21 protein-coding genes are annotated in these 25,862 nt (G+C 71.9%); 11 read left to right on the top strand and 10 right to left on the bottom strand.

Translation table 11 applies throughout. The features are described 5' to 3' along the window. Window positions 1-57: 57 nt before the first annotated feature. The 3 genes from MTQ01_RS24500 to MTQ01_RS24490 all read left to right on the top strand — a co-directional run bounded on the left by MTQ01_RS24500 (window position 58) and on the right by MTQ01_RS24490 (window position 2,101). Window positions 58-372 carry a hypothetical protein gene (locus MTQ01_RS24500; RefSeq protein WP_247493062.1) on the top strand — a complete coding sequence of 105 codons (315 nt, stop codon included), beginning with the start codon at window positions 58-60 and terminating at the stop codon, window positions 370-372. After that, window positions 369-1,283, top strand: a complete 915-nt coding sequence (locus tag MTQ01_RS24495) for a WXG100 family type VII secretion target (protein WP_247493061.1) — start codon at window positions 369-371, stop codon at window positions 1,281-1,283. Before MTQ01_RS24500 ends, MTQ01_RS24495 begins: the two co-directional genes overlap by 4 nt. A 473-nt stretch (window positions 1,284-1,756) precedes the next feature. Further along, on the top strand, window positions 1,757-2,101 hold the full coding sequence (locus MTQ01_RS24490; RefSeq protein WP_247493060.1) for a hypothetical protein: 345 nt from the start codon (window positions 1,757-1,759) through the stop codon (window positions 2,099-2,101). A gap of 91 nt (window positions 2,102-2,192) precedes the next feature. Here MTQ01_RS24490 and MTQ01_RS24485 read toward each other — a convergent pair whose 3' ends face one another. Next, on the bottom strand, window positions 2,193-3,104 hold the full coding sequence (locus MTQ01_RS24485) for an alpha/beta fold hydrolase (protein WP_247493059.1): 912 nt from the start codon (window positions 3,102-3,104) through the stop codon (window positions 2,193-2,195). A gap of 344 nt (window positions 3,105-3,448) precedes the next feature. On the opposite strand from MTQ01_RS24485, the gene MTQ01_RS24480 reads away from it, so the two are divergent. Both MTQ01_RS24480 and MTQ01_RS24475 read left to right on the top strand, forming a co-directional pair. Further along, complete coding sequence (locus MTQ01_RS24480) at window positions 3,449-4,018, top strand: RNA polymerase sigma factor (RefSeq protein ID WP_247493058.1); 570 nt, start codon at window positions 3,449-3,451, stop codon at window positions 4,016-4,018. Beyond that, the gene (locus MTQ01_RS24475) at window positions 4,015-5,172 is read left to right on the top strand and encodes a maleylpyruvate isomerase N-terminal domain-containing protein (protein ID WP_247493057.1); all 1,158 of its coding nucleotides are present in this window, start codon (window positions 4,015-4,017) and stop codon (window positions 5,170-5,172) included. Before MTQ01_RS24480 ends, MTQ01_RS24475 begins: the two co-directional genes overlap by 4 nt. 135 nt (window positions 5,173-5,307) lie before the next feature. Here the strand turns inward: MTQ01_RS24475 and MTQ01_RS24470 are convergent, their stop codons facing one another. Further along, window positions 5,308-5,763, bottom strand: a complete 456-nt coding sequence (locus MTQ01_RS24470) for a hypothetical protein (protein ID WP_247493056.1) — start codon at window positions 5,761-5,763, stop codon at window positions 5,308-5,310. A gap of 125 nt (window positions 5,764-5,888) precedes the next feature. Beyond that, on the bottom strand, window positions 5,889-6,227 hold the full coding sequence (locus MTQ01_RS24465; RefSeq protein ID WP_247493055.1) for an MmcQ/YjbR family DNA-binding protein: 339 nt from the start codon (window positions 6,225-6,227) through the stop codon (window positions 5,889-5,891). A gap of 324 nt (window positions 6,228-6,551) precedes the next feature. On the opposite strand from MTQ01_RS24465, the gene MTQ01_RS24460 reads away from it, so the two are divergent. The 3 genes from MTQ01_RS24460 to MTQ01_RS24450 all read left to right on the top strand — a co-directional run bounded on the left by MTQ01_RS24460 (window position 6,552) and on the right by MTQ01_RS24450 (window position 10,221). Next, a complete protein-coding gene (locus MTQ01_RS24460) occupies window positions 6,552-7,148 on the top strand; it encodes a TetR/AcrR family transcriptional regulator (protein WP_247493054.1) in 597 nt (198 codons plus the stop codon). A gap of 389 nt (window positions 7,149-7,537) precedes the next feature. After that, window positions 7,538-9,097 carry a hypothetical protein gene (locus tag MTQ01_RS24455; RefSeq protein WP_308294443.1) on the top strand — a complete coding sequence of 520 codons (1,560 nt, stop codon included), beginning with the start codon at window positions 7,538-7,540 and terminating at the stop codon, window positions 9,095-9,097. Between the two features lie 335 nt (window positions 9,098-9,432). Then, window positions 9,433-10,221 (top strand): hypothetical protein, encoded by a 789-nt coding sequence (locus MTQ01_RS24450; RefSeq protein WP_247493053.1) that lies wholly within the window; start codon window positions 9,433-9,435, stop codon window positions 10,219-10,221. A gap of 155 nt (window positions 10,222-10,376) precedes the next feature. Here the strand turns inward: MTQ01_RS24450 and MTQ01_RS24445 are convergent, their stop codons facing one another. Next, on the bottom strand, window positions 10,377-11,108 hold the full coding sequence (locus tag MTQ01_RS24445; protein WP_247493052.1) for a DUF4097 family beta strand repeat-containing protein: 732 nt from the start codon (window positions 11,106-11,108) through the stop codon (window positions 10,377-10,379). 284 nt (window positions 11,109-11,392) lie between these two features. Then, a complete protein-coding gene (locus tag MTQ01_RS24440) occupies window positions 11,393-12,580 on the bottom strand; it encodes a helix-turn-helix domain-containing protein (RefSeq protein ID WP_247493051.1) in 1,188 nt (395 codons plus the stop codon). 377 nt (window positions 12,581-12,957) lie between these two features. On the opposite strand from MTQ01_RS24440, the gene MTQ01_RS24435 reads away from it, so the two are divergent. From MTQ01_RS24435 to MTQ01_RS24425, 3 genes are all read left to right on the top strand, one after another. Further along, a complete protein-coding gene (locus MTQ01_RS24435; protein WP_247493050.1) occupies window positions 12,958-13,347 on the top strand; it encodes a hypothetical protein in 390 nt (129 codons plus the stop codon). A 158-nt stretch (window positions 13,348-13,505) separates the two neighbouring features. Continuing rightward, window positions 13,506-14,219: a TetR family transcriptional regulator gene (locus tag MTQ01_RS24430; RefSeq protein ID WP_247493049.1), complete on the top strand. Its 714-nt coding sequence runs from the start codon at window positions 13,506-13,508 to the stop codon at window positions 14,217-14,219. Window positions 14,220-14,637: 418 nt separating this feature from the next. Further along, complete coding sequence (locus MTQ01_RS24425; protein ID WP_247493081.1) at window positions 14,638-16,272, top strand: MDR family MFS transporter; 1,635 nt, start codon at window positions 14,638-14,640, stop codon at window positions 16,270-16,272. Between the two features lie 215 nt (window positions 16,273-16,487). Here MTQ01_RS24425 and MTQ01_RS24420 read toward each other — a convergent pair whose 3' ends face one another. The 5 genes from MTQ01_RS24420 to MTQ01_RS24400 all read right to left on the bottom strand — a co-directional run. Continuing rightward, window positions 16,488-17,651: a glycosyltransferase gene (locus MTQ01_RS24420; RefSeq protein ID WP_247493048.1), complete on the bottom strand. Its 1,164-nt coding sequence runs from the start codon at window positions 17,649-17,651 to the stop codon at window positions 16,488-16,490. Window positions 17,652-17,721: 70 nt separating this feature from the next. Then, complete coding sequence (locus MTQ01_RS24415; protein ID WP_247493047.1) at window positions 17,722-18,546, bottom strand: alpha/beta fold hydrolase; 825 nt, start codon at window positions 18,544-18,546, stop codon at window positions 17,722-17,724. Between the two features lie 3 nt (window positions 18,547-18,549). Further along, on the bottom strand, window positions 18,550-18,867 hold the full coding sequence (locus MTQ01_RS24410; protein WP_247493046.1) for an acyl carrier protein: 318 nt from the start codon (window positions 18,865-18,867) through the stop codon (window positions 18,550-18,552). Further along, complete coding sequence (locus MTQ01_RS24405; RefSeq protein WP_308294442.1) at window positions 18,864-23,768, bottom strand: polyketide synthase; 4,905 nt, start codon at window positions 23,766-23,768, stop codon at window positions 18,864-18,866. The genes MTQ01_RS24410 and MTQ01_RS24405 overlap by 4 nt, the downstream gene beginning before the upstream one ends. 143 nt (window positions 23,769-23,911) lie before the next feature. After that, on the bottom strand, window positions 23,912-25,862 hold a 1,951-nt coding region (locus MTQ01_RS24400), incomplete at its 5' end, for an SDR family NAD(P)-dependent oxidoreductase (protein WP_247493045.1).

Below are 25,862 nucleotides of genomic sequence, written 5' to 3'. Positions count from 1 at the left end.
ATGGCTGCGTATCGAGTGATCCGTCGTTTTCCGGGTGATGCAGAAAGAGGGGGGTCAATGACCAACGGCTACGACGTGGAGAGCAGCGCACTGCGCGCCTACGCGAAGGCTGTCGATGATGCTGCCGCGAGGATCGAGCGAATCAGGAAGCGAACTTCGGCGCTGACGATTCCGGATCACGCATTCGGGAAGCTTCCGGAATCCGGCGCGCTCAAAAAGGACTACGAAGACAAGTCCGACCAAGCCGCCAAGGATCTGACCGATGCGATAGACAGCATGGAGCTGATCGCCAAGGGCATCCGCGCCTCCGCGGGTGGCTACGACGACAACGAAGATGTGCAGTCCGTCCGCTTCGGGGGGTCGAACGGATGACCGCGGAGGGGGTTGGCAGGGGCGATGCGCTCCAGCGGATCAACTACACGCCGGATTCGCCGGGTTCGTTTCTGGACCAGATCGTGCGTGACGTGCTCAAGCAGTTCAATGTCGACGACCTGCTAGAGAAGGTCAGCGGCGACAACGAGAAGCTTCTCGCGGTCGCACAGAAGTGGCGCGATGAGGCGACGGCCCTGCGTGGCGTCGTCGAGGACCTCCAGGCGGAGCGCAAGACGCTGCAACGGTCCTGGACGGGGCCGGCCTCCACGGCGTTCGGCGTGGCTGCCAACGGGTTCGAGCTCGCCCTGCTCGGCGAGGCCGACGACATGGACACCACGGCCGAGTTGCTGGAGCTCGCCGCGCTCGAGTGCGGCGAGGCGGAGCGGCTCATGCTCGACCTCGTTGTCGAGCTGGTGCAGAGCATCGCGGTGACCGCCGCGACGAGCGCCATCCTCTCCCTGGTCACCTTCGGTGCCTCCGCGGCCATCGGCGCAGTGATCTCCGGGGCGAACATCGCCTATCGGGTGGCGCGCGGTGTGCGTATCACCGCTCAACTCGCAGAGCGTTTGGCCCGCTTGTCACGACGCATGCAGGCAAGGCAGAAACTCGAAAAATTGAAGACGGCAATCGATAAGATTCACGAAATCAACAAGAAGAAAAAGTCAGATCGAACGGCCGAGGAAGAGCGGCTCCTCAAGGGCGCCAAGTTTGTTGTCGGCAAGGCGACCAAGACGGCGATTGACGCGAAACCTGGAAAGCCGATCAAGGAGGCTCTTTTGGGGGACGAGGACCCGGTTGTGGCTGAGAAGAGGCAAGATTACGAGCGCAGCCCGGGGCCGCGAAGCTTCGAAGATCGTGTGATGAGCCCCGAGCCGGCACAGAAGCGTTCGGTCGAAGAGGTGTTCGGGTAGTCAGGGGGTCTGTGCGCCCCACCTCGGTGGCAGGCTGCGGGAGGCGCTGGTGCGAGCCGACTTGCTGCGTGGGAGGAGTGGCGGTCCAGTGCGATCCCGGGTCGGCTCGGTTCTTCGATCACGTCGAACATGAAGGCAACTCAATGCTGAGCAAGCAGCAGTACTCCGAGCAGGCTTGGGCCGAACGGCTCCTGGGTGCGCGAGAGGTGCGGGACCACCCTCTGCAACGCACTGCACGGAGAAGGCGTCCCCGCGTGCTCAAGGGAGCGCGGAAGCGGTCCGATCAGATTGAATCGATCCTGGCGGGTGTCTTCTTGACGCCGTGGGAGGAATTCGTAGCGAGACCCATAGCTCGTCTGTTCGCGCCGCTTCGGCGTGCGGCGCGGAGGCTTTTCGACTCCAATCCGATGACGTCGCAGCGGAAGGGCACGATCGGCGACGGTCTCGTGTGTGCCTTGTTCCCGCGTGTGCGGGTGTCGCCGCGTCGGGTGCTGGAGTGCACCGACAGGCGGCTGCTGCTGGTCTATCGGCACATCGAGCCGACGGGTGTCGAACTGGCGGAGGTCGGCTGGGAGATACCCCTCGGCCACCTTCGGTGGATACGACAGCGAAGGGACAGTTCGTCCTGCTTCTACGAGTTCGGGTTCGCCGACGGCTCATGGGCGAGCATCGAGTTGGGGCCTCCGCAGGAACTCGAAGCCGTACAGGGGTTCCTCGCGCTGTTCCCGAATGTGCATCTCCCGGCTGAGGAGAACCCGTCGAAGGGGTTGGCGAAGTCGCTCAGGCAGGAGTGGGAGTCGCGCCGGGCGGCGGTGTGAGGGGTGGAGCCAAGTGTTCGCCGGGGGCCGCCTGTTGGAGGGCGGCCCCCGGCGGTCTTGTGGGCTGTGTCGGTGAGGTCGGTGGGGCCGGTCAGGCGGTGCGGGCGGCGCCGTCGAGGATGACGCGTGCGACGAGCGCCGGGTCGTCGGCCATCGGGGTGTGTCCGAGACCCGTGAGTCGGACGAGGTGGGCGCCGGGCACCAGGCGTTTGGCCGCCGCGCCCTGGCGGATCGGCAGCAGCCGGTCCTTCGAGCCCCAGGCGATCGTCACGGGGACGTCCGGGACGTCGCCGCGCAGCCGCAGTGAGGAGCTGTGGTGGACGGTGGCCTCGAAGCCCGGTGCGTGCCGGTAGCCGTGGACGTCGGCTGCCGTGTGTTCCGGGGTGATCCGGGCGGGACGGGCGTACACCGTGCCGGTGAGCAGGGCGCGCCCCGCGGTGGAACGGCTCAGCGGCTCGATCAGCGAGTGCGGCAGTGCGCGGGCGGCGAAGCGCATGAGGCGCAGCGCCAGCAGTGCGCGCTTCTTGTCCACCGGCCCGTAGAAGCCTGCGGGGCTGAGCGCGGTGGAGGACCGGGCGAGGCCCCGACGACCCAGTTCGAGCGCGATCAGCCCGCCGAGCGAGTTGCCCGCGACGTGCGGACGCTCGATGCCCAACTCCCGGCAGAATCCAGCCAGTACGGTGCAGAAGCCGTCCAGGTCGTAGAGGAGGGCGTCGGGCATCCGGGGCGAGTCGCCGAAGCCCGGGAGGTCGACGGCGATCACGTCGTACCGCTCGCGCAGCGCCTCCGCCACCGGGTCCCAGCCGCCGAGGCGGTGGCCGATGCCGTGGACGAGGAGCAGCGGTTCGCCGCTGCCTCCGCGTTCGTAGCGCAGGCCGGCGCGCGCGGCGCCGGTCGGTGCGTCGACCGTGAAGGTGACGGTGTCAGTGGTGGTGAGGGTGTCAGCGGTGGTGTCAGCGGCAGCGGTGGTGGCGGTTGCTTCGGGCCGGTCGGCGGTGGTCATGTCTTCCCTCTGATTCTGAGCGGCGGCTGGGCGGCTGGGCGGGCGAGTGCGGACATCTCTGCGGAGACGGGTTCGTGCCGGGTCCGGTGGTTGCGCGGGGCTCGTACGTGCTCGGTGGCGTACGAGTCGCGCGTGCGGCGACTGGTGACCGACCCGGCTTGTGGTGGCGTGGTCGGTGGCGCGTTCCGTCTTGTAGAAAGAATGTCAACGATCCGCGCTCGCGCACACCCCTGGCCGGTGTTCGTGGCGAACAACAGTGGTCGCTCGTATCGCCCGAATCCCGCCCGCGGGTGGTGGGCGCGGACTATGGTCGGGTTTCGCGCGAGTAGCAGGAGGGGGAGGCCATGGTCGATACGCCGGACGGCGCGGCGCGGTGGGAACGACAGATTCAGGTGCGCCTGGTCCGTGGCGAGGCCGCAGCTCTCGGCGAGCTCTACGACCGGCATGCGCGATTCGTCCACGCGGTGGCGGCGCGGTTGGCCGGTGAGGAGCGTGCGGCCGGCGATCTGGTGGTCCGGGTGTTCGCCCAACTGTGGGAGCGTCCGCAGGAGTTCGACCCCGAGCGGTGTCGGCTGCGGACCTGGCTCGCGTCCAGTGCGTGCGAACTGGCGCGTCAGCAAAGAACGTTGGCGGATTCCACGTCGTCGCAGCCGCCCCGTCCCGATGTTCCGGCCACCGGGGTTCCGGCGGACACGGCCGGGCTCGCGCAGGTGGCGTGTCTGGCGGCGGTTCTCAGTTCGATGAGTTCCGGCATGCGCTCCGCGCTTCACCTCGTGCACACGGGGAACATGAACTACCGCCAGGCGGCGGCCAAGTTGGACATCAGCGAGCAGGAGGCGGCGCGCCGGCTGCGGGTGGGCCTTCAGCTGATCGCCGACGCGTCCGGGGCGGCCAGGGAGGAGGACAGACGATGAACGACGACTCCAGCGACCATCTGCGCCTCCAGCATCTTCTCGGCGCCTGGGCTCTGCACGCATGTTCGCCCGAGGAGATCGTGGAGGTGGAGGAGCACCTCGTCGACTGCGCGGCGTGCGCGTCCGAGGCGGACCAACTCCGGGGCGCGATCGGCCTGTTGCACCCCCACATGAACCTCGACCTGGCGCCCGCGCTGCGCGCCGAGGTGATCGGCGCCTGTCTGAGCGCCCGTGCGCCCGAAGTCGCCGTACCCGACTATGCGCAGCCCTACGACGCTGAGACCGCACGGCTGGACGCGCTCCTCGCCGATCTGAGCGACGAGGAGTGGGACGCCACCGTTCAACTGGAGTGGTTCGAGGGCGAGGAGACCACCAGGCGCGGTACCTCCGTGAGCGGCGTGCTCGGCCATCTGCTCGCGGTGGACGGCATGGTGTCCTCCTCGCTCGGGCTGCCCGACCCGGTGCGCGGGCGCGGTGGTGGCGAGCAGACGGGGCAGCGGCCGGAGGACCGTACCGAGGCGTTCTGGAAGCAGGTGGACTCCGAGCCGCTCGACCAGCGGCCCACCGCCGGTGGAGGGCCGGGTTCTCTGCGCGAGACCTGGCGGGAGCACGCACACGAGCTGATCCGAACCTGTGCCTTCAGCGGAAAGGGCGTCGCGGACATCGCCGTGCCCTACGGCGACGGTGTCGTACTGCCGCTCCGACTCGCCCTGCTGGACCGGGCGTTCGAGACCTGGATCCACGCCACGGACATCGCGGAAGCGGTCGACTACCCGTACCCGCCGCCCGTTCCCGAGCATCTGCGGACGTTGATCTCCGTCGCGGTGACCATGCTGCCCTCGATACTCGCCGCGCGCCGCCAGGCCGGACTCGCCTCGCCGCCGATGCCGGTCGTCCGGCCCGGTTCCGCGTCCCGCAGCCTTCGTCTGCGGATCGAGGGCGAGAGCGGTGGCGAGTGGTACCTCCCGCTGGACGACCCCGAGGGCCCCGCCGGCCCGGAGAACTGCGTCAGCGAAGTGGTGCTGCCCGAGGTGCAGTTCTGCCGCCTGGCGGCCGGCCACCTGCCGCCGAGGCAGGCGGCGGAGGGCCAACAGGGCGACCAGCAGGCGGTGGTGGAGCTGCTCTACGCGATGGCGTCGATGAGCCGTCTGTGAACCCGCGCCCGGTGGGCCCCCGGGCGCGGTGGCCTGCGCGGAGTGCGCGTACGTCCCGTACGGGCGTGTGTCCCGCACGCGCGGACGCCGGTGCCGTGCATGCGGCGGTGGACCGGCGCGGCCCGGTGGGTGCGCTCAACTCGCCTGCTGTGCCGCCGTGTTGAGGGTTGCGTAGCCGGTCAGCCGCGGGGTGACGGTGAAGCCGGGGCGGGCCGGCAGTCCGTCGAGCACCGCCCGGGACGGTCGGCCGAAGACCTCGAAGCGCTCCACCTCGCAGTGCTCCATGACGTCCTGGATGTAAGGGTCCGAGAGCTGCCAGTGCCGGAGCACGGAGTCGGAGTCGGCGTAGAGCTGGAAGCTGGTGGCGCGCAACGCGGCTTCGTCGACGAAGACGTCCACCAGGATCTGCGGTGCCCGCTGTTCGGCGAACGCGACGGCACGACGGATCGCCTCGCCGAACTCCTCCAGACGGCCGGGCAGGATGCGCATGGTGTTGCGGAAGAGGAGACGGGTGTCGGCCGGGGTCTGCGCGGACTGACGGGTCTGCGGGGTCTGACGGGTCTGCGGGGTCTGCGGGGTTGAGTCGGACACGGTGCCTCCAGCGGGTGCGAGTGCGGGCGCGGGGGTGCGCGGGCGGGGAGCCGGGCGCGGTTCGGGACGCACGCTAGAAGCTGAAGTCGAGTTGAAGTCAACCCGCGCGAAGTGTTGCCGCCGCCTCAGGACGTGTGGTCGCGCAGTCGTGCGGGTGCGCGGGCGTACCAGGACTCGCCGAGCAGTTCGCGCAGTTCGGTGGCGCGCAGCCGGGACAGTCGTGCCAGCACGCTGGCGTGTCCGCGGTAGTGGTCGGTGGTGAAGAACTTCTCCGGCTCGCTCTGGAGCAGCGCCTCGCGCTCGCCGAGGTCGGCGCGCCAGAGCACCAGCACACCGGGTTCGTCGTGGATGCGGGCGAAGATCTTGCCGGCCACGTAGAAGGCCGGAGTGCCGTAGCAGGAGCGTTCGGTGGTCTCGGGCTGTGCGAGCGCCAGGCGCCGCACGTCCTCTTCACTGGTTCCCATACGGGCATCGTCCTCCAGCGCGACGCGTTCGACCCCTCGGACGCGACGGACGCGACGGACGCGGGCGGGAGGAACGCGACGGACTCGACGGACGCGGGCTGTGGACGGGGTCTGTGGACGGGGTCTGCGCGTCGTACGTGTCCGGAGCGGTGTGTGTGATGCAAGCGGCGTGTGCCATGCAAGCGGTGTGTGTGATGAGAAGTGATGTGTGGGGCAAGAGGTGCTCGGGGGGCCGAGGGTGACGCTTAGGCTTGGGGTCCGGCTGTCGGCACGGTTCCGGCCGTGTCGGTGGCGGCGGACGAGGAAGAGCGGGGGTGCGGAGCCATGGCCCGCAAACAGCGGCGGGGCGAAGAGACGGCCGAACGGCTGCTGGACGCCGCTCTGGAGCTGTACACCTCGGCCGGACAGCCCGGGTTCACCGTGCAGGCGGTGTCCGAGCGGAGCGGTGTCAGCCTGGGCAGTCTCTACCACCACTTCGGCAGTTTCGACGGCCTCGCCGCCGCCCTGTACACCCGCTGCATGGAGCAGCTGTGCGGCGAGACGAACGCGGCGCTGCTGCGCACCCGTACGACCCGTACCGGGACACGTGCCTTCGTTGAGTCGTATCTGCGGTTCACCGAGGAGCATCCGGACGTGGCGCGGTTCGTGCACGCCTCCTCGCACGCCTCGTACCTCGTCACCCACGCCGAGCAGATCCGCGCGGCCAAGGAGCCGATGCGGAAGGCCCTCGCGGAGTGGATCGGTCCGCGCATCGCGGCGGGCGAGATCGCGCCGATGCCGCCGGAGGTGATCGACGTGCTGGTCGTCGGGCCGGTGGCGGAGACGGCGGCCCGGTGGTTCTCGCCGTTCTACGACATCGACCTGCGCACGGCCGCCCGCGTTCTCCCGGACCGCATCTGGCGCTCCCTGCGCCCGGACTGACACCCCCTCGGCCCCCTCGGCGTTCAACCCCCATACCCGCGCCCGCGGCCGGGCGCCAGGACACGCTGCCCGGCCTCCGCCCGTGTTCCGGCGCTGCCCGCGGCGCCCCGAATCGCGCCCGGGCCGCCCGCATGGTGCCCGTCCGAACCCGTCGTGATCGTCTCCGTTCGATCCGGACCACTTCGTTCGCCGGGCGGACCGGGTGATGAACGACCTTGTGAGTGAACGGGCGTCGCCCTCGTGCACCGGACCCCGCACGTTCGAGGGGAAGCAATCACTCGTGCGAGGGGTTGTGGAGGCGCGGCGCACCCCGGTTGTGCTCATCCTGGGCGCTCACCCGGGCGTTCCGCCCACAGGTGCCCTCCGAGCAAAGGACCACGATGCGAACCGTGCTGAACGGTGAGGTACATGTCCGATACGGCCAGATCTACGTGGAGAGCGTGGTCTGGGGCTACGCAATGGACGAGTACTTCGCCGGCCAGTCGAACGGTCTGTGCGGCGCGAGCGCGCCCGGCGGCCTCTTTCTCAACACCGGGCTGCACACCGGGTATGTGGGCTTCACGGTCGAGGTGCTGGACGCCGAACCGCCCACCGACGAGAGGTGGGAGGACGTCGTCGAGGCTCCGTTCCGGCCGAAGGCGACCGAGACGCTGCTCGTCGAGTGGGCCGGTGAGGACTTCTGGGAGCTGGAGCTGGAGGAGATCGACTACCGGGTCCGCTACAGCGCCGTCGGCATGGACGCGGCCCGCGACCAGGACACCCGGCGGGCCAACGACCCCGGGTACGACCGTTATCTGCTCCAGTTCTGGCCCGCTCCGCCGTCGCCGGACCACGTCATCAAGCAGACCAGCGAGATCGCCGCCTACTGGCACGACTTCGCGCGGGAGCTGCCGGAACCGCCGAGCGACGAGGAACGCGCGCTCCTCGTCGACTGGGAGGGACGGCAGCACCAGATCGACGAGGAGCGGCTGCGACAGCGGGCCGAGACCTCAGCGTGGAAGGGGCGGATGCCGAGCGAGCGCCTGCGGCGGGTCGGCGGCAACGTCATGGGCATGGTCACCATCGACCGCGACCTCCTCGACGAGTTGGAGGCCGTGCCGCCGAGCACACAGCGCTCCATCGCGCGCTGGGCGGCGTACCGGGCGTACGCGGCGGCGGGCCTCGCCGAGATCGGCTGGGTCAGCCGCGGTCTGGACGCGCTCGACCAGGGGCGCGAACTGCCGCCGCCGTTCGACCACATCGACCGCACCTGGGAGGCGCTCTTCGAGGAGGAGCGGGTGCCGCACAGCATCGTCAGCTCGCTGGAGGGCAGCGTCCCGTACATGCTCCAGCAGGCGATGGCGCTGCCGGCGATCTTCGCCGCCACCGACCCGGACCCGCTGCGGGCGGCCGTGGACTCGCTCTACGCGGCGGCGGCGACCTTCGGGCCCGAATACCCCACGCTCTTCGTCCAGTTGCGGCTGGCGTTCCCGCTGCTCACCGCGAACACGCCGCCACCGGTCCGCGAACCCGACCTGCTGAAGGGGCTCCTGGCGCACTTCCCGGAGGACGACCCGCGGGAGGAGGAGGCGGAGGACCGGGTGGAGGAACGCGCGGAGGACCGGGCGGAGAAGAAGGCGGAGAGGAAGGACGGGGGGCAGGGTCCGGAGGGCGGCTCGGAAGCGGCCGGCGGTCGTACGGAAAACGTGCGGGGCGGGGCGCCGCAGGACGCACCGGGAGAGTCCGCCGCTGCGGAGGCCGCAGACCCCGGGGCCGACGCGGCGACCCGGCCGTCCGAGCGGGACGCACAGGCCGAGCACGACGGGCGGGAGGAGCGGGACGAGCGGGGCGCACGGACCGAGCACGACGGGCGGGGCGGGGCGCGCGGGCCGGTGGCGTCGCCGGTCATTCCCGGTGCGCGCAGGCCGACGTCAACGAGCGGCGGTGCCACGGCGGTTGACCGCCCCTGACCCGACGCGTCGGCTCGGCCCGGCGGGCGGCGCGGCGGTGGTGCGGCGGGCGGTGCGGTGGGCGGTGCGGCGGTGGTCCGGTGCGGCGCACGAGGGGCGTCCGGTGCGGGCCGGCCGCGGCGCGGTGGCCGGCGCGGTCGGCGGTGTGCGTGCGCCGCCGGGTGCCGGACCGGGTACGCGCACCGCGGCCGGGGCGTCGGTTCGTCCGCCGGTCGAGTGCCCCGCAGGGAACGATATTCAAGGCATCCGGCCCAATCCGGTGCAATGGCCGTGCATTGCCGCGCGTCCCGTGGAACGACTGTCTGCTGCACAGATGTCGAGCAAAGGGGCAGCCCATGGGACAAACACAGTTGCTGGCGATCGATTTCACTTCCGGCATCGAGGACTCGTTCGCCTCGGTGGCGAAGTTCGTGCCGAAGCTCATCGCCTTTCTGGTCATTCTCTTCATCGGCTGGCTCGTTGCGAGAGTGATCGCCAAGCTGGTCAGAACGATCCTCGCGAAGGTCGGCTTTCAGCGGGTCATCGACAGGAGCGGGCTCGACGACAAGCTTCGCAACTCGCAGTTCGACGCGATCGAGATCATCGCGAAGCTGCTCTACTACGCGATTCTGCTGATCGTTCTGCAGGTCGCCTTCTCGGTCTTCGGGCCGAACCCGATCAGTGAACTGCTGAAGGGCGTCGTCGCCTGGATTCCGCAGCTGGTCATCGCGATCGTCATCGTTCTGATCGTCGCGGCCATCGCCAACGCGGTGAAGCAGCTGATCAGTTCGGCGCTGAGCAGCGTCTCGTACGGAAAGCTGCTGGCGAACCTCGCCTCCGGCTTCCTCCTCGCGCTCGGTGTCATCGCGGCGCTGAACCAGATCGGCGTGGCGGTCGCCGTCACCGTTCCGGTGCTGATCACGGTGCTCGCCACGGTCGGCGGCATTCTCGTCGTCGGTGTCGGCGGCGGTCTCGTCAAGCCGATGCAGCAGCGCTGGACCAAGTGGCTGGACAGCGCCGAGCAGGAGACCTCGCGGCTGCGCAGCTCCCGCACCTCCGGCGGCACGACCGGCACAACCGGTACGCACGGCACCGGCGGTACGGGTGGCACCGGTGGCACGGGAGGTGCGTCCCCCGGTCGGTGAGCCGCCCCGGCTGTCCGCACCCGCCACCGGCACGCATCCGCCACCGGCACGTACGTCCCCCACGGCACGTACCCGCCACCGGCACGGCGCCGCCCCCGTCGCGAGAGATCGCAACGGGGGCGGCGCCGTTTACGTGTCCGCGTGCCGCCCGCGGCTCAGGAGGAGGCGCGGACCTTGATGTTGCCGTTGCTGCTGCTGGCGTGGATCCAGTTGCCGGCGTCCGGGTCGTCGGTGACGTCGACGTCTGTGTCGCCCCGGGAGGTCTTGGCGGTCACCGCGTACCGGCCCTCGGGAACGGTCACCGCGACGTTGCCGTTGGAGGTGGAGGCGTCGATGTTCTGCTTCCGGGTCGAGACGATGTCGATGCTGCCGTTGGAGGACTGGACGTTGATGCCCTTTCCGGCCAGCTCCCGCCCCTTGATGCTGCCGTTGCTGGTCTTGACCCGTGTCGAGCCGGCGACCCGGTTCAGGTCGATGCTGCCGGAGCCGGAGCTCGCCCTCACCTCGCCCACCCGTGTGAAGCTGAACGACCCGTTGGAGGTCTCGCCGCTCACCGGCAGCCCCTCCGGCAGGTCGACGCTGTAGTCGACCGAGCAGTCGTTGCCGCAGCCGCCGAGCACCAGTACGCCGTCGTCGATGCGGTGCGTCGCGTCCTTCGGCTTGCTGCCGCGGTACTCCACCGAACGCCGCACGGACACCTCCGAGTTGGCCCGGGAGCCGCGCAGCGTCACGCTGCCGGACTCCAGGTCCATCCGTACGGCGGTGACCTTCTCGCCGTGCCGCGACTGGTCGTCGAAGGACTCGGTGTCCCACAGGCAGGCGCTCAACCCGCCGGCGGCGAGGGCAGTGACGGCGACGAGCGTGAGAGCGCGAGGCAGCGGACGCATGAGGGTTCCCCGTTTCAGCGGCGGTTGGCCGGTCGTGACGCGTGCGGCGGTGGTGCGGTGTGCGGCGGTGCGGGCGGCGCGGGCGGCCTCCCGGGCGCCGGACCCCACTGCTCGTGGGGCACCGACGGTCCCGGCGCCCGCGGACGCGCCCGGACGGCTGCGCGTTCGCCCTGCCGTCCCGCACCACGGTACGGACCCCGGCGCTGCCGACCCATCGGGGTAGCCCCCGACTTTCGTTGGGGCCAACCCTCGTCCGCCTCCGGGGGCCGACCCGTAGGGAGCGGTCAGACGGCCATCCCCGACATCCGGGAGAGCGCCGTCAACTTGGCGTTGCCGCGCCGGTGCAGGGAGGCCACGACGCGGAAGACCTCGCGGCCCATGGGGTGGATGCGGGCCATCTGCGGGGCCGCCCGCCAGGCGGTGGTGAGGCTGTCCAGGGCGCCGTCGCGGTCGCCGAGGTCCAGCTGTGCCCGCGCGATGTTGATGTGGGTGGGGGAGATGCGGGTGGGCGGCAGCTTGGCGAGCACCTCGGAGAAGTTCGACGAGCCCGCCACCCGCAGCGCCTCGTCGGGCCGGCCCAGATCGAGCCGGGTGGCCAGCTCGTGGGTCGCGGTGTTGCCCGGGCCGAAGATCATGCTGTGGCAGCGCACGTCCTCGCCCACGACCTGGGAGACCTCCCGCGCCGAACGGATGTGGCGCTCGGCCGCCCGCCGTCCCTCGCGCTTGTCGCGGAGTCTGCCGGCGAGCGTCATGCCGCGCAGGTTGAGCATTCCGACCGCGAAGGCGCGCTGGGGGCCGTGGAGTTGGGACTCCGCGCGGGCGATCGCGCGGTCGACGATGTGCAGACCGCCCTCGAAGTCCCCGCCGTTGAGGTAGGCGCCGGCCCGGTCGCGGGCCGCGATGGCCTCGCCGAGCGGATTGGGCTTCTGCCGCACCGCCCACTGCTGGCGAGTGACGGCCAGCTCCGCCAGGTCCATCCAGCGGTGGCGCGCCGAGATCCAGTAGACGCTGCTGTAGACGTCGGCGACGGCCATCCAGCTCTCGGAGGTGTTCGCGGCGAAGGCGTGGTCGGTGACGTCCCTGAGCAACTCCGGGAGCACCGCCAGCAGTCCGGTGATGTCCACGTCGTTGCGCAGGGTGTCGGCCCTCGTCAGGGCCGCGGCGACCCGGTCGGCACCGACCCGGTTGCCGCGCGGCCGGTCGTAGTCGCGCACCGCCGAGCGCAGCTCGTGCAGCAGGGCCTCGTTGCCCCGGCTCGGCGGGGACTGGCCGAGCACCTCGGCCATGGTCACCCCGAGCGCGCGGGCGATCGCCGCCGCCGTCGTCGGGGTCAGTGCTCTCGCGCCCACCTCGGCCTTGCTCAGCAGCGAGACGGAGATCGCGGCCCTCCTGGCGAGCGCCGCCTGGGAGAGGCCCCGGGCGTGCCGCAGCGCGGCGACGTTGGCGCCGGGAGCGAGAGTCGAGGTGCTCATCTCTTGAGTCCTCCGGGAGTCGTTGGCCCTGATGCGGCCCATGGTGACACTCGCGTCGACTCCCGACACAGGGTTGTGCAATGTGCGTGCAAGTAGCCGTAAGTAGCAGGTTGTTGACTGGTTGTGGCTGCAATGGGTGGTGGGGAACTGTCTGAGGAGGCCACAAGCGTGTCGAGAACTCTTCAACCGGCTGTTCGGGGAGGCGACTTCGGGGGCCGTCGCCGCAATCCGCCGCCGTCGAGGGCCCTTTGGGCGTCCGGCTCCGTGCCTCGGGTGCCCGACTCCGCGCCTCGGGTGCCCGGCTCCGCGCCCGGCTCGGGCTCCGACGCTGCGACCGGCGGCGGACCCGTACCGGTCGCCTGCGGTGTGGACCGGTGGTGCGCGTGACCGTGTGCGGTCTGGTGCGGCGGGGCTGGTGGTGCGAGCTGACCGCCCGGACGGAGGCGGTCGACGGACGGGTGGCACGGGTGCGCGCAGGCCGGGCGGGCACCCCCGAGGGGGCGTTGGTGTGGATACGGGCGTCGGTGCGGACGCTGGTGTACGGGTTCGGGGCGATCGAGGGTGCCCGGGCGCAGGCCTGGCTGGAGTACGGGCAGTGGGAGGCGGTGATGCGCCTCAAGTCCGGTGAGGCGTACGACTTCGGGGCACGACTGGGCGGGACCTCGCTCAGCTGGTCCGCCCGTCCCGCGCTCTTCGTTCCGCTGCTGGCCGACTGCGCCGCGTCCGTACGCCTCGAAGCGGCCGAGTCGGGGCCGTCCGAGCCGTGAACTCCGCGCCGGGGGCGGGCGCGGTGGTGCCGCTGCGTGTGCGCTCGTACGCGCTCGGAGTGCGCTTGCGTGCGCCCGCGTGAGGCGGGTCACGCGGGCGGCAAAGTGCAGGAAAAGGCTTCCGAAATAATTTTGCAGCCTCTGCAAACTTGCGTACCGTGCAAGGTGTGAGTGGAGCAGGTGCGGTGGCGAAGCTGGGGCTTCGGGAGCGGAAGAAGCGGGCGACGCGGGACGCGCTCGCCGGTGCGGCGGTTCGGCTCGCGGCCGAGCACGGCGCGGAGAACGTGACGGTGGAGGCCATCAGCGAGGCTGCCGGAGTCTCGCCGAGGACCTTCTTCAACTACTTCGACAGCCATGACGACGCCTTCGTCATGATCGACAACGAGAGCGCGGTCCGTGTCCGCGAGGCGGTGCTGGCCGCACCCGCCGAGCTGTCCGCGCTGGAGGCCGTACGGGACGTGTTGGCCGAGGAGTTGGCGGACATCGAGGAGCAGCAGGAGCTGTGGCGGCTGCGTGCGCAGGTGCTGCACCGCTCGCCCCGGCTGCTGGCGCGCAGCATGGGCGCGCACATGTGGGACGAGCGCGGGCTCGCGGCCGCGGTCGCGGAGCGTCTGGGGGCCGCGCCGCCGGTGCTGGCGCCGGACCCGCCGTCGATCCGTTCGAAGGACTGCTCGGTCTCGCAGCTCGACCAGATCATGGCGCTGGACCGGCAGCTCGACCTCTACTCCAAGATGCTCGCGGCGATGGCCTCCACCGCGGTGCGGGTCGCCCTGCAGCACTGGTGCGCGCACACCGAGCGGGAGGAGTTCCAGGACGTCTTCCGCAAGGTGTTCGACCAGCTCGCCGCCGGACTGAGGACTCCGGCCGTGTGAACCGGCCCGCGGCCGGCGGCGGGGGCCGCCGACCGCCGACGGGGCGGCCGGGCCCGTACCGCGGAGCCCGCGGCGCAGCCCCTGCGCGCGGTGCGGCGCCACCGCGGCGAGTCGCACGACCCGCGGCCCGCGTACGAACACCGGGCCGACGAACACCGGGCCGACGACCACCGCACGGACACGCACCGCGCGGCCGACCACCGCGCGGACACGCATCGCGCGTAAGACCACCGCACGGACGACCACCGCGCGGCCGATACGACCCGCAGACCTTCCCGCCCCTCGGGCGCGACGCAGATTCACGCCTCCGGGCGCGACCGAACACGAAGAGGACACCGTGACCGCAACACAGACGAGGGGCGACTCCCTGCCCCCGGACCCGCTGCCGCAGACCGCGGTGGAAGAGGGCCCGACGGCGATGACCAACCGGCAGATCCTCCAGGCGATGTCCGGGTTGATGGCCGGCATGTTCGTGGCGATCCTCGCCGGTACGGTCGTCGCGAACGCGCTGCCGCGGATCGTCGCCGACCTCGGTGCCACGCAGTCCGCGTACACCTGGGTCGTCACCTCCGAGCTGCTGGCGATGACGGCGACGGTGCCGCTGTGGGGCAAGCTCTCCGACCTCTACAACAAGAAGCTGCTGCTCCAGCTCTCGCTGGGCGTCTTCGTGCTGGGCTCCATACTCGCGGGGCTCTCGCAGGGCGTGGAGATGCTGATCTTCAGCCGCGTGGTGCAGGGCATCGGCGCGGGCGGTCTGACCGCGCTGGTCCAGGTGGTGATGGCCGCGATCGTGCCGCCGCGCAGACTCGGAAAGTACGCGGGCATCTTCGGTTCGGTATTCGCGGTGGGCACGGTCATCGGCCCGTTGGTCGGTGGTGTGCTGGTGGACACCCCGTGGCTCGGTTGGCGCTGGTGCTTCTTCATCGGTGTGCCGTTCGCGCTGGTGTCGGTGATCCTGCTGCAGCGCACGCTGAAGCTGCCGACGGTGCGCAGGCCGGACGCGAAGGTCGACTACCTGGGCGCGTTCCTGATCGTGGGCGGTGTCTCGGCGCTGCTGATCTGGACCTCGCTGGCGGGCAACTCCTTCGACTGGGCCTCCTGGCAGACCGCCGCGCTGACCTCGCTCGGTGTGGTGATGCTGGGTCTGGCGGTCTACGTGGAGACACAGGTGGCGGAGCCGATCATTCCGCTGGGCATCTTCCGCAGCCGTACGGTGACGCTCGCGACGGTCGCCAGCCTCTTCGTCGGTGTGGCGATGTTCGGCGGGACGGTCTTCCTCACGCAGTACTTCCAGCTGGCGCTCGGCAAGTCGCCGACCGAGGCGGGGCTGATGAGCCTGCCGATGATCTTCGGTCTGCTGGTCTCCTCGACCGGCGCCGGCCAGATCATCAGTGCCACGGGCCGCTGGAAGGTCTTCGTCGTCTCCGGTGCGGCGATCATGACGGCCGGCATGGGGCTGCTCGCCACGATCGACGTGGACACCCCGTTCTGGCAGCTGAGCCTGTACATGGCGCTGCTGGGCTTCGGCCTCGGCATGCTGATGCAGAACCTCGTGCTGGTCGCGCAGAACGACGTGCCGGCCCGCTACCTCGGCTCGGCGACCTCGGTGGTCTCCTTCTTCCGCAGCATGGGCGGCACGGTCGGCACCAGCGTGCTGGGCGCCGTGCTCGCCGCCCGGGTCGCCGAGGACATCGGCGCCGGAATGCCTGCGGGTGCCGAGGGCGGCGGCGGCCACGGCGCCGTACCGGACCTGGCCACGCTGCCGGGGCCGGTGCGCGAGGTCGTGGAGAACGCGTACGCCGCGGGTACCTCCGAACTCTTCCTGCTGGCCACGCCGTTCGCGGCGCTCGGCCTGGTCGCGGTGCTCTTCCTGAAGGAGAAGCCGCTCAAGACGACCAGCGGTTCGCAGCGGCTGGTCGAGGAGTCGAAGGCGGAGTCCGCGCAGGCGGATCTGCCGGGCTCGGACGCGCGGCCGGAGGTGACGCTGTCCAAGGCGGGAGCGCCGGTGGCCACCGGTTCGGGTGCCGACGGCCCCGAGGCCGACCACCGCTAGCCGCGGGCACGGCGCATGTGACGCGCGGCGCGGCCGGGGTGCCGGCCGGTTGACGCAGCAGTGGGGCCGCTCAAGGAAGTTGAGCGGCACCACTGCTGTTGCGTGAGGACGCGTACGGGCGCGTCCGTGCCCGTACGGCGTGGCGTACGGGCGTGTCCGGGCGCGTACGGGCGTACGCGTGGGCGCCGTACGGGCGCGGTGCCGGTCGGGGTGCCTCAGCGGGCGGCGTCGGCCAGGATCTCGGCGACCCGGCGCACCCCGCCCGCGGCGCGGAAGGTCTCGCCGATCCGCTGTGCGGCGGCGGCGTGGCCGCCCGAGGCGTCCAGCACGGCGTCGATCGACTTCGCCAGGCGCGGGGCGTCGACCCGGGTGAAACGCACCCGGACGCCCGCGCCCGAGCCGGTGACCAGGCCGGAGACGATCGGCTGGTCGTCCCTGATCGGGGCGACCACCAGCGGTACGCCGTGCCACAGCGACTCGCAGACCGTGTTGTGCCCGCTGTGGCAGACCACCGCGTCCAGCCGTTCCAGCAGCGCGAGTTGGGGCACCCGCGGCAGCGCGAGCACGTTCTCCGGCAGTTCGGAGGGGAGTACGCCGGCGGGGTCGACGACGATGCCGCGCACTCGCGGCGCGAGGCTCTCCAGCGCGCCGACGGCCTCGTGCAGGAAGCGGCTTCCGGCGTCGTCGTTTGCGGTGCCCAGGGAGACCAGGACGGTCTTCCGCCCGTCCCCGTCCAGCCACTCCCAGGGGAAGTCGGCGTCGGAGGTGCGCGGGGCGATGGCCGGACCGACCAGATGGACCCGCTCGTGGGGCAACTCCACCTCGGGGCCGAGGAATTCGGCGGTGGTGAAGGCGAGGACGCCGTGCGGGGAGAAGCGCGGATCGTGTTCGGCGAGGGGGTCGCCGTGGCGTTCGCGCAGACCGTCGAGCATGCCGTCGAGCCAGGCGGCCACCTTGGGCATGGAGGACAGCGGGTCGATCAGCTCGGCGGAGGTGGTCGAGGAGGTGAACAGGGGAAGCCCGTGGCGTTCGGCGACCAGCGCGCCGGCGACCGCGTGCTGGTCACTCACCACCACCTGCGGCCCGAACGCCTCGACCGCCGCCGTCACTCCCGGAGCCATGGCGTCGGCGAGCGGTACGAAGAACTCCTCCCAGAGGAACTTGAACGCCGCCGGGCCGAGCAGGTCCGGCGGGCGTGTCAGATCGCCCGGGCCCGCGCAGTCGTACAACTGCGCCTGCGGGCCAAGGAGTTGACGCAGCAGCGGTGCGTGCCCGGCCCAGGCGACCCGGTGCCCGTCGGCGGTGAGCCGGTCGGCGACACCGCGCAGCGGGTTGATGTGCCCGGTCAGGGGCGGGACCACGAACAGATAGCGACTCACCGCTGGTTCTCCTTCGTCCGGACGCGCCACCACCGCTGTCGGCGGTGCGCCCGGAACCCGCCGTCGGAGGTCATCCGTTCGTCGCGCTCCCGGCCGGGGTCCTGGCGTGGTGGTCGGCGACCCACTGGAGGATCAACTCCCGCGTCTCCTCGGTGCGTTCGACCAGCACGGAGTGGCCCTGGTCCGGCAGCACCACGGTGCGGCAGGCGTCCAACTTGGCTTCCAGCTCCGGTACTTGGGCGCTCAGGCCGCTGTCGGAGCCGAAGATGGCGAGCACCGGGCAGCGCAGCGCGCTCAGGTCGTCCTCGATGACCGCGCCGGTGGAGACCTCCTCGGCCAGTGTGGTCGACTGGAGGATTCGGCTCGCGTTGCGCGACAACTTGGCCGTGTGCGCGCCGTGTTGGGACGAGATCCAGTCGATGACCTCGTCCTTGCACAGCTGCCGCTTGGCGTCGCCGAGCCCTTCGGCCATGTGCTCGGTCCACACCCGCACCGGCGGCTCGGACTCGATCATCACGGCGGTGGCGACCCGCTCGGGGTACCAGGCGGCGAGCGCGGTGGCGACGGTGCCGCCGAAGGAGTTGCCGACGACGTGCACCGGCCGCTCCTCGCCGAGCGACTCCAGCAGCGCGGCCAGGTCCTCGACGAAGTCGTCGAGCCGGTACCCGGCGGCGGGCCGGTCGCTGCGGCCGTGGCCGCGCAGGTCGTACATGATCACGTCCACCCCGGCCTGTGCGAAGGCGGGGCCCAGGGTGAAGTAGTAGCTGGCCAGGCTGTCGGTGAGCAGCCCGTGGACGAAGACCACCACCGGGGGCTCGCCCTGCTGGTCGGGGCCGCGCACCGCGTCCAGGCGCTGGACGTGGGTGCGTATGGTGCGGGTGGCGAGTTTGGCCATCGCTCAGCCCTCCGCTTCGACGCGGTTGAGGGAGTCGACGACGAAGTCGACGAGCTCGCCGATGGTCAGCTCGATGATCTGCTCCAGCTCCAGATCGGCGATGAACTCGGCGAAGTTGATCCGGTCGCCGAAGTGCTCGCGCAACTGCCCGGAGAGCGTCACCAGATCGATGCTCTCCAGCTCCAGATCGTGGTGGAACGTGGTCTCACGGGTGATCTCGGCGTCGTCGAACCCGTACTCCTCCAGCAGGGTCCGCAGCATGCCGGTGATGTCGGCCAGGATCTGGTCCGCGTCGGGCGTCAGCGCCCTCTCCGTGGTCATCGTGCGTCTCCCGTGGTCGAGCGGTTGGGTGTGGGGGCGTGCGGCGGTACGGCTGGGGAGCCGTCGGTGGTGGTCCAGGCGACGACGTACCCGCGGTCCGGCAGACCGGGCGGATTGCGCAGCTCACGGGTGCGCACGTCGTACCGGGAGTCGCCCGCGACGACCACCAGCAGGCCGGTGTCGGCGTCGTGGGCGCGGACCTCGAAGTCCCTGGGCCGGCCGCCGAGTCCGGTTCCGCGGGCCTTGGCCACGGACTCCTTGGCGGCCCAGAAGCGGGTGAACCACAGGGCCTCGTTGCCGTCTCCGGCCGCCACCAGTGCGTCGAGCAGCACGAGTTCGGCCTCGGTGCAGGCCAACTCCCTGGTGGCGCGCGGGCGTTCGACGACCTCTTCCAGGTCGATGCCGACCGCGCCGCGGGAGGCGATGGCGACACCGGTCTCGCCGCAGTGCGCGATCGAGACGGTCAGCTCACCGAGCTTGCGGCCGTGCACACCGTCGGCCCAGGGGCGGCCGGTGGCGTCGTTGGCGAGGGCGACCTCTGCCGGGTAGATCTCCTCGCGGTCGCTCTCGGCGGTGCCGCGTCCGGCCGCCGCGGCCTCCTGCCAGAGCAGGTTGCGCACCGCGTCCTTGGCGGCGATGCGGCCGAGCAGCCAGCGACGGCGGCGGGTCGGCGCCAGCGCCTCGTACGCCGCCCGCTCGGCGGAGCCGCAGACGTTGCGCATGATCAGCCCGCGGGTGGCCAGGTCGGGCCACCGCTCGTGGACGGCGGTCCAGCCCTCGGGCTCGATGCGGGAGAGCGTGTGCCGGCCCGGGAAGCGGTCCACCGCCCGGATGCCGGGGTCGGTGTCGAAGCGGCGGTCCGTCCAGCCGTCGAACTCCGCCCACACCCGGCCGCGGTGGACCAACTGCATGTCCGCCGTCAGCGAGTTGTCGGTCAGATCGGTGATGCGGATCAGGCATTCGAGGCGTTCGCCGGGCGCCGGCTGCGGCCCGTGGAAACGGATGCGGCGCATCCCGGCGGGGAACACGGTGGTGCGCTCGGTGAGCGTGTCCATGATCCAGAAGCCGAGGAGCTGTCCGACGTTGTCCAGCAGGGCTCCGGGCGTGGCGAGCGAGACGAGGTCCCCGCGCACATGGCGCGCGCCGATCGCGGTGAGCTTCTCGACGCCCTGGAAGAGCGGACCGTGGAACATCCACCGTTCGCTGTACAGGCGTTCGGCGGTGAACTCCGGAACGTGCTCGCTCTCGGTCGGGAACTGCCAGGGCGCGGGCGGCTGTTCACCACCCGGGGAGCCGAACCCGGCGCTGTGCGGCGCGAGTTCGACGGTCGCCCGGCTGTAGCCGGTCAGCCCGACCACCACCCGGTCCGCGGCTGTCCGCTCCACGGTGACCGGCAGCGTGCACGAGGGGATCGCCTCGATCCACTGGAGCAGCCGTACGTCGTGCACCGCGACCGCCCGGGTCCCGGGCGCGGCCTCCTCGGCGATGCGCATCAGATGGGTGATGACGGTGGTGGCCGGCACGATCGGCCAGCGGTCGCCCTCGTCGGGCCAGCCGGGGCGCTGCCGGAAGAAGCAGTGGTCGAGCAGATAGGGCATCCGGTCGACGTCGATCCGCAGCTCGGTGGGGTGCGTCGCGGCGGGGACGGCCTCCGCGGGCGCGCCGGTGCGCGGCGGCTGTGCGGGCTGTACGGACTGTGCAGGCTGTGCGGGCTGTGCGGGACCGCGTGGTGCGGGCTGTGCCGGGGAGGGCCGTGTCTGCCGGTGCGTGGGCTGCGGCGTGCCGCGCACCCCCGGGCCGGGGCGGCGGGCGGCCTCGAACAGCTCTCCCGCGACGGCGGCGGTGTCCTCCATCAGCGCGGCCAACTCGCCCGCGAGCGGGAACCTGTCGGCCCGGCCCGCGAGTTCGGCCAGCGCGCCGCTCTCACCGCCGGCGGCGGCGCCACTCGTGCCTCCGGTGCTGCCGCCGTGAGCTCCGGCGGTGGGGCGGCCGCGACGTTCGCCCAGCAGCCCCCGGGAGTGCGGCGGCAGCGAGACCAGCGGACCGCCGAGGTCGAGCCGAACCGTCGGCCGGGCGCGGTCGGCCGCGGTCGCGGCGCCGGTCTCCGCGTCGGCGGCCGACGCCGCCGAGGCCCCGTCGGAGTTCCGGCCGGAGACCAACCCGCCGGAGACCCCGCCGGCGGGCTGCGCGGCGGTGGCCGCGACTCCCGCCCGTGCGGCGCGGTCGCTGTCGTGGAGCGGGGCGGTGTCCGGCGAACCGCCGTCCACCCACAGCGCGGTGGCGACCCGGCGCAGCTGCGCCAGGCTGTCGCGGGCACCGACGTGCGCGGGCACCACCAGCCGGTCGTGGCCGGCGAGGGTGTCGTCGATCAGCGAGCCGATCTGCCCGGCGCCGAGCGTCAGGAACGCCCGGAACCCGTCCCGGTGCATCGCCTCGATCATCAGCCGGAAGCGCACCGGTTCCAGCAGATGGCGTACGAACAACTCCCGTACGGCGTCGGCCTCCCGGGGGTACGGCGCGGCCAGCGTCGCCGACCAGACCGGCGTCTGCTGCGGGTTGAGCGTGTAGGTGTCGGCGGCGGCCCGGATCGGGTCGAGGTAGGGCGCCAGCATCGGGGTGTGGAAGCCCGAACGGAACGGCAGGACCTGGCTGATGACGCCCTGGGCGCGCATCCGGACCACCAGCTCCTGGACCGCCTCCTCGGGGCCGCAGATCATCGCCTGGTTGGGCGCGTTGTCGTGCGAGAGCACGACGTCCTCGCGGCCCGCCAGCTCCTCCAGCACCCGCTCGGCGGGCATGCCGAGGACGCCGAAGGCGACACCGGGAACGTTCAGCGCGTCCGGGTCGAAGGCTTCGAGGAAGGCGTCGACCTCGTCCGCCGCGTGGATGCCGCCGGCGGCCATCGCCGTCCACTCGCCGACGCTGTGGCCCGCCACGGCGTCCGGTACGACACCGATGCGGCGCAGCGCCGCGTCCAGCAGCCTGCCCAGCTGGAAGACGGCCTTGCCGTGCCGTCCGACGTCCCCGACCGAGGAGTCGGCGTCGAGCGTCCAGGGCAGGCCGAAGTGCGCGGCCAGCTCCGCGACCTGCGGCTCGAACTCCGCCTCCAGGCCGGGAAAGACAAAGGCGGTACGACCGCCGCCGAGCTTGCCGAGCAGGGGCTGCGGGCTGAACCACACATCGGTGCGTCCGCGCCACGGCTTGCCCTTGGCGACAGCTCTGCGGGCCAGCTTCAGCCGGCGCGCGTCCGGTGCGACGATGCCCAGCCGCACGGGCAGTCCGTCCCCAGTCTGCCGTGTCTCCAGGCCGCGCGCGAGCACGGTGGCGTCGTCGGCGTCGAGCAGTTCGGCCAGCGCCTCGGTGGTCGGCGCGGCGAGCCGCAGCACCGGCTCCGGCTCGCTGACGACCACGGCGGGCGCGCTCCGGTCCGCCGACGGCGCGGCGGCGGGCGGGGCGGCAGCGGCGGCACGGGCCGGCTGCTCCAGCACGACGTGTGCGTTGATGCCGCCGAAGCCGAAGGCGTTGACCCCGGCGCGACGCGGTGCGCCACTGGCCGGCGCGGTCCACGGCCGCGCCTTCGCGAGCGGCGCGAACCTGGTCGAGCCCAGCGCCTCGTGCGGCTGCTCGCAGTGCAGGGTCGGCGGCAGCGTCTCGTGGTGGACGGCGAGCGCCGCCTTGATCAGACCGGCGACACCGGCCGCCGGCATGGCGTGCCCGATCTGCGACTTCACCGAGCCGATCGCCGGGCGCACGGCCTCCTCGCCCGCCGCGTCGTGCGGCGCGGCGGGGCCGAACACCGTTGCCAGCGTGGTCAGTTCGGCGCGGTCGCCGGCCGGGGTGGCCGTACCGTGCGCCTCCAGCAGACCGATCGAGTCCGGTGCGGCCGGGTCGAGGCCGGCCGCCTCCCACGCCTGGGTGACGGCCCGCACCTGGCCGCCGGGGTCCGGGTTGAGCAGGCTCGCCGAGCGTCCGTCGCTCGCCACGCCGGTACCGGAGATCACCGCGTACACCCGGTCGCCGTCGCGCTCGGCGTCGGCCAGCCGCTTGAGCACGACGATGCCGGTGCCCTCGCCGATCAGCACGCCGTCCGCGTCCGCGCTGAGCGGGCTGATGCGCTGGCTGGGGGAGAGCGCGCCGAGCTGGCTGAACACGCTCCACAGGGTGATGTCGTGGCAGTGGTGGACGCCGCCGGCGAGCATCACGTCGCAGCGTCCGGAGGAGAGTTCGCGCACCGCGTGGTCGACCGCGACCAGCGAGGAGGCGCAGGCCGCGTCGACGGTGTACGCGGGCCCGCGCAGGTCGAGCCGGTTCGCCAGCCGGGAGGCGGCCAGGTTCGGGACCAGGCCGATCGCCGACTCGGGCTGTTCCGGGCCGAGTCGCTCGTGGAAGGCGGTGCGCACCGCCTCCAACCGGCCCTCGTCGACGTCGGGCAGCAGCTCGCGCAACGTGCTGACCAGCTGGTTGGCGGTGCGCACCCGCTGGTCCAGCCGTACCAGCCCGGGCGTGAGGTAGCCGCCGCGTCCGAGGATGACGCCGACCCGCTCACGGTCCTCGGGCAGGATGTCGCCGCCCGCGTCGAGCAGCGAGTCGTGGGCGACCTGGAGCGCGATGAGCTGGTCCGGCTCGGTGCCGGGGATCGACTTCGGCATGATCCCCAGGCGCGCGAGGTCGAACTCGGTGTCCTGGTCGCAGAATCCGCCGCGTCGGCAGTACACCCGGTCCGCCCGTCGGGCGTCCGCGTCCGCGCCGCCGTCGGGCTCGTAGAACTCCGCGCCCCAGCGGTCGGCCGGCACCTCGCTGATCGCGTCGACGCCCCCGACGATGTTGCGCCAGTACGCGGCCAGATCGCGGGCGCCGGGGAAGAAGGCACCCATGCCGACGATCGCCACCGGCGTCTGCACACCGGCGGCTCCCGCGCCCGGGGCGGTCGCAGGGGCCGCGTCCGGGGCCGGGGCTTTCGCGACCGCCGCGCCCGGGGCGGTCGCCGCGTCCGAAGTCCCGGGCGTCCGGCGGCCGTTCGGCGTGTCCGCAGTCATCGGACCGCTCACCAGCCGGAGGCGGTGTAGACGACCGAGTGCACCCGCGGCGGCCCGTACGCCAGCTCGGCGAGGAGCGAGATCGGGCCCTCCTCGGGGTCGATCAGCTTGATGCCGCGCGCGGTGTACGAGCGCATCAGCTCGGGGGTGACCATGCCGCCGTTGGTCTCCGCCGAGGCCCACGGGCCCCAGTGGACGGTCAGTCCGCGCCGCTCCTCGGTCGACCAGCGGCGGCCGAGCTCCTCCAGGGCGTCGTTGGCGGCGGCGTAGTCGCTCTGCCCCCGGTTGCCGAGGGCGGCGGCTATGGAGCCGAAGAGCACCGCGAAGCGCGGGCCGTTCGGCAGCGAATCCACCGCGTCCAGCAGCGAGTTGGCGCCGGAGACCTTGGTGGCGAAGACCCGGTGGAAGGAGTCCGCGGACTTCTCCGCGATCAGCTTGTCCTCGATGATCCCGGCGGCGTACACCAGCCCGTCCAGCCGGCCGTGCTCGGTGTGCACCTCCTTGACGACCGCCTGCACGGCCTCGGTGTCGGTGACGTCCACCCGGTGGTAGCGCACCTCGCTGCCCAGCTCGCGCAGTGCGGCGAGGGTGCCGCGCACCTCGCGCTCGGCGAGCGTGGCCGAGACCGCGCGCTCGATCTGGGCGGGCGACTTCATCCCGCTCGCGATGAACGCCTTGCGCAGCGCGGCCGAGTCGGTGGCGGACGCGGTGGCCGGGTCCTCCTGTGCGGAGGGCTCCGGCGTACGGCCGATCAGCTCGATCCGGCAGCGACTGGCGGCGGCGACCGTACGGGCGAAGCGGGCGGTGATGCCGCGCGCGCCTCCGACCAGCAGCACCACGGCGTCCCGGTCCAGCCCGATCGCGGTGGCCTCCGCGGCCCCCTCGCCGGCCGGTCCCGCGCCGGTCGAGCCGAGCGTGCCGAGGTCGGTGTGGCGCAACCGCAGCGCGCGGCGGCCACCACCGTCGACGAGCACCACCGGCTCGCGTTCGGTGCTGCCCAGCTCGGCGACGAGGCGCCCGGCAACCAGGGCCGGGGCCTCGTCGGTGCCCAACTCCAGCACGGTGGCGTGCAGTTCCTCGTACTCCCGCGCGACGCTGCGGAAGAACCCGCGCAGACCGCTCGCAGCGCCGTGCTCGCGCCGCTCGGCGGCCAGCAGCCGCTTCGGGCCGCCCTCCAGAACCGCCTTGAAGAGCGGGAACGCGCCCGGCAGCACCGACTCGTCCTCCTCCAGCGCGTCCAGGCAGACGACGGCGTCGGCCACCTGGGCGGGCGCCTGCCCGGTCGGCAGCAGCTCCGGTACGGCGCCTGCGGCGCGCAGCTGCTCGGCGAGCAGCTCGGCCAACTCCCCACCGCCCAGCACCTGCACGGTGCTGCCGGCGGCCAACGGCTGCGTCACCGGGCCGAGTTCGTCCTCCACGAACTCCAGCCGCTGCGGCGGCACCACGTGCTTCTCGCCGCTCTGCTCCGTGACGCCGCCGGTCAACGCGTCCGCCTGGGACGGGGTGTTGCCGCCGAGTGCCTGGGTGAGGAGTTGGGCGAGTGTGGTGGCGGTGCGTGCGGTGGTGAGGTGTTCGGCGTCGGTGGTGTCGGTGGGGAGGCCGAGTCGGGTGGCGAGTTCGCCGGCGATTTCGGCTCGTTTGATGGAGTCGACGCTGAGGTCTGCTTCGAGGTCGAGGTCGGGTTCGATCATTTCGGCGGGGTAGCCGGTGCGATCCGCGACGACTTCGAGCACCGCGTCGAGCACCCGGGCCGGGTCGGCCGGGACCGCTGCCGAGGGGGCGCCGCCGGTCGCCGCGTCCGCCCGGGGCGGGGTGTTGCCGCCGAGAGCTTCGGTGAGGAGTTGGGCGAGTGTGGTGGCGGTGCGTGCGGTGGTGAGGTGTTCGGCGTCGGTGGTGTCGGTGGGGAGGCCGAGTCGGGTGGCGAGTTCGCCGGCGATTTCGGCTCGTTTGATGGAGTCG

The sequence above is a fragment of the Streptomyces sp. XM4193 genome, assembly GCF_023072595.1.
Taxonomy (GTDB): Bacteria; Actinomycetota; Actinomycetes; order Streptomycetales; family Streptomycetaceae; genus Streptomyces.
Note: the sequence above shows the minus strand (reverse complement) of the source record. Positions and strands in the feature narration are given on the sequence as shown.

Excerpts from the sequence above, each read along its gene's own strand:
- MTQ01_RS24500 (WP_247493062.1), top strand. The coding sequence starts at position 58 with ATGACCAACGGCTACGACGTGGAGAGCAGCGCACTGCGCGCCTACGCG.
- MTQ01_RS24495 (WP_247493061.1), top strand. The coding sequence starts at position 369 with ATGACCGCGGAGGGGGTTGGCAGGGGCGATGCGCTCCAGCGGATCAAC.
- MTQ01_RS24485 (WP_247493059.1), bottom strand. The coding sequence starts at position 3,104 with ATGACCACCGCCGACCGGCCCGAAGCAACCGCCACCACCGCTGCCGCT.
- MTQ01_RS24480 (WP_247493058.1), top strand. The coding sequence starts at position 3,449 with ATGGTCGATACGCCGGACGGCGCGGCGCGGTGGGAACGACAGATTCAG.
- MTQ01_RS24475 (WP_247493057.1), top strand. The coding sequence starts at position 4,015 with ATGAACGACGACTCCAGCGACCATCTGCGCCTCCAGCATCTTCTCGGC.
- MTQ01_RS24465 (WP_247493055.1), bottom strand. The coding sequence starts at position 6,227 with ATGGGAACCAGTGAAGAGGACGTGCGGCGCCTGGCGCTCGCACAGCCC.
- MTQ01_RS24460 (WP_247493054.1), top strand. The coding sequence starts at position 6,552 with ATGGCCCGCAAACAGCGGCGGGGCGAAGAGACGGCCGAACGGCTGCTG.
- MTQ01_RS24450 (WP_247493053.1), top strand. The coding sequence starts at position 9,433 with ATGGGACAAACACAGTTGCTGGCGATCGATTTCACTTCCGGCATCGAG.
- MTQ01_RS24445 (WP_247493052.1), bottom strand. The coding sequence starts at position 11,108 with ATGCGTCCGCTGCCTCGCGCTCTCACGCTCGTCGCCGTCACTGCCCTC.
- MTQ01_RS24440 (WP_247493051.1), bottom strand. The coding sequence starts at position 12,580 with ATGAGCACCTCGACTCTCGCTCCCGGCGCCAACGTCGCCGCGCTGCGG.
- MTQ01_RS24425 (WP_247493081.1), top strand. The coding sequence starts at position 14,638 with ATGACCAACCGGCAGATCCTCCAGGCGATGTCCGGGTTGATGGCCGGC.
- MTQ01_RS24415 (WP_247493047.1), bottom strand. The coding sequence starts at position 18,546 with ATGGCCAAACTCGCCACCCGCACCATACGCACCCACGTCCAGCGCCTG.
- MTQ01_RS24410 (WP_247493046.1), bottom strand. The coding sequence starts at position 18,867 with ATGACCACGGAGAGGGCGCTGACGCCCGACGCGGACCAGATCCTGGCC.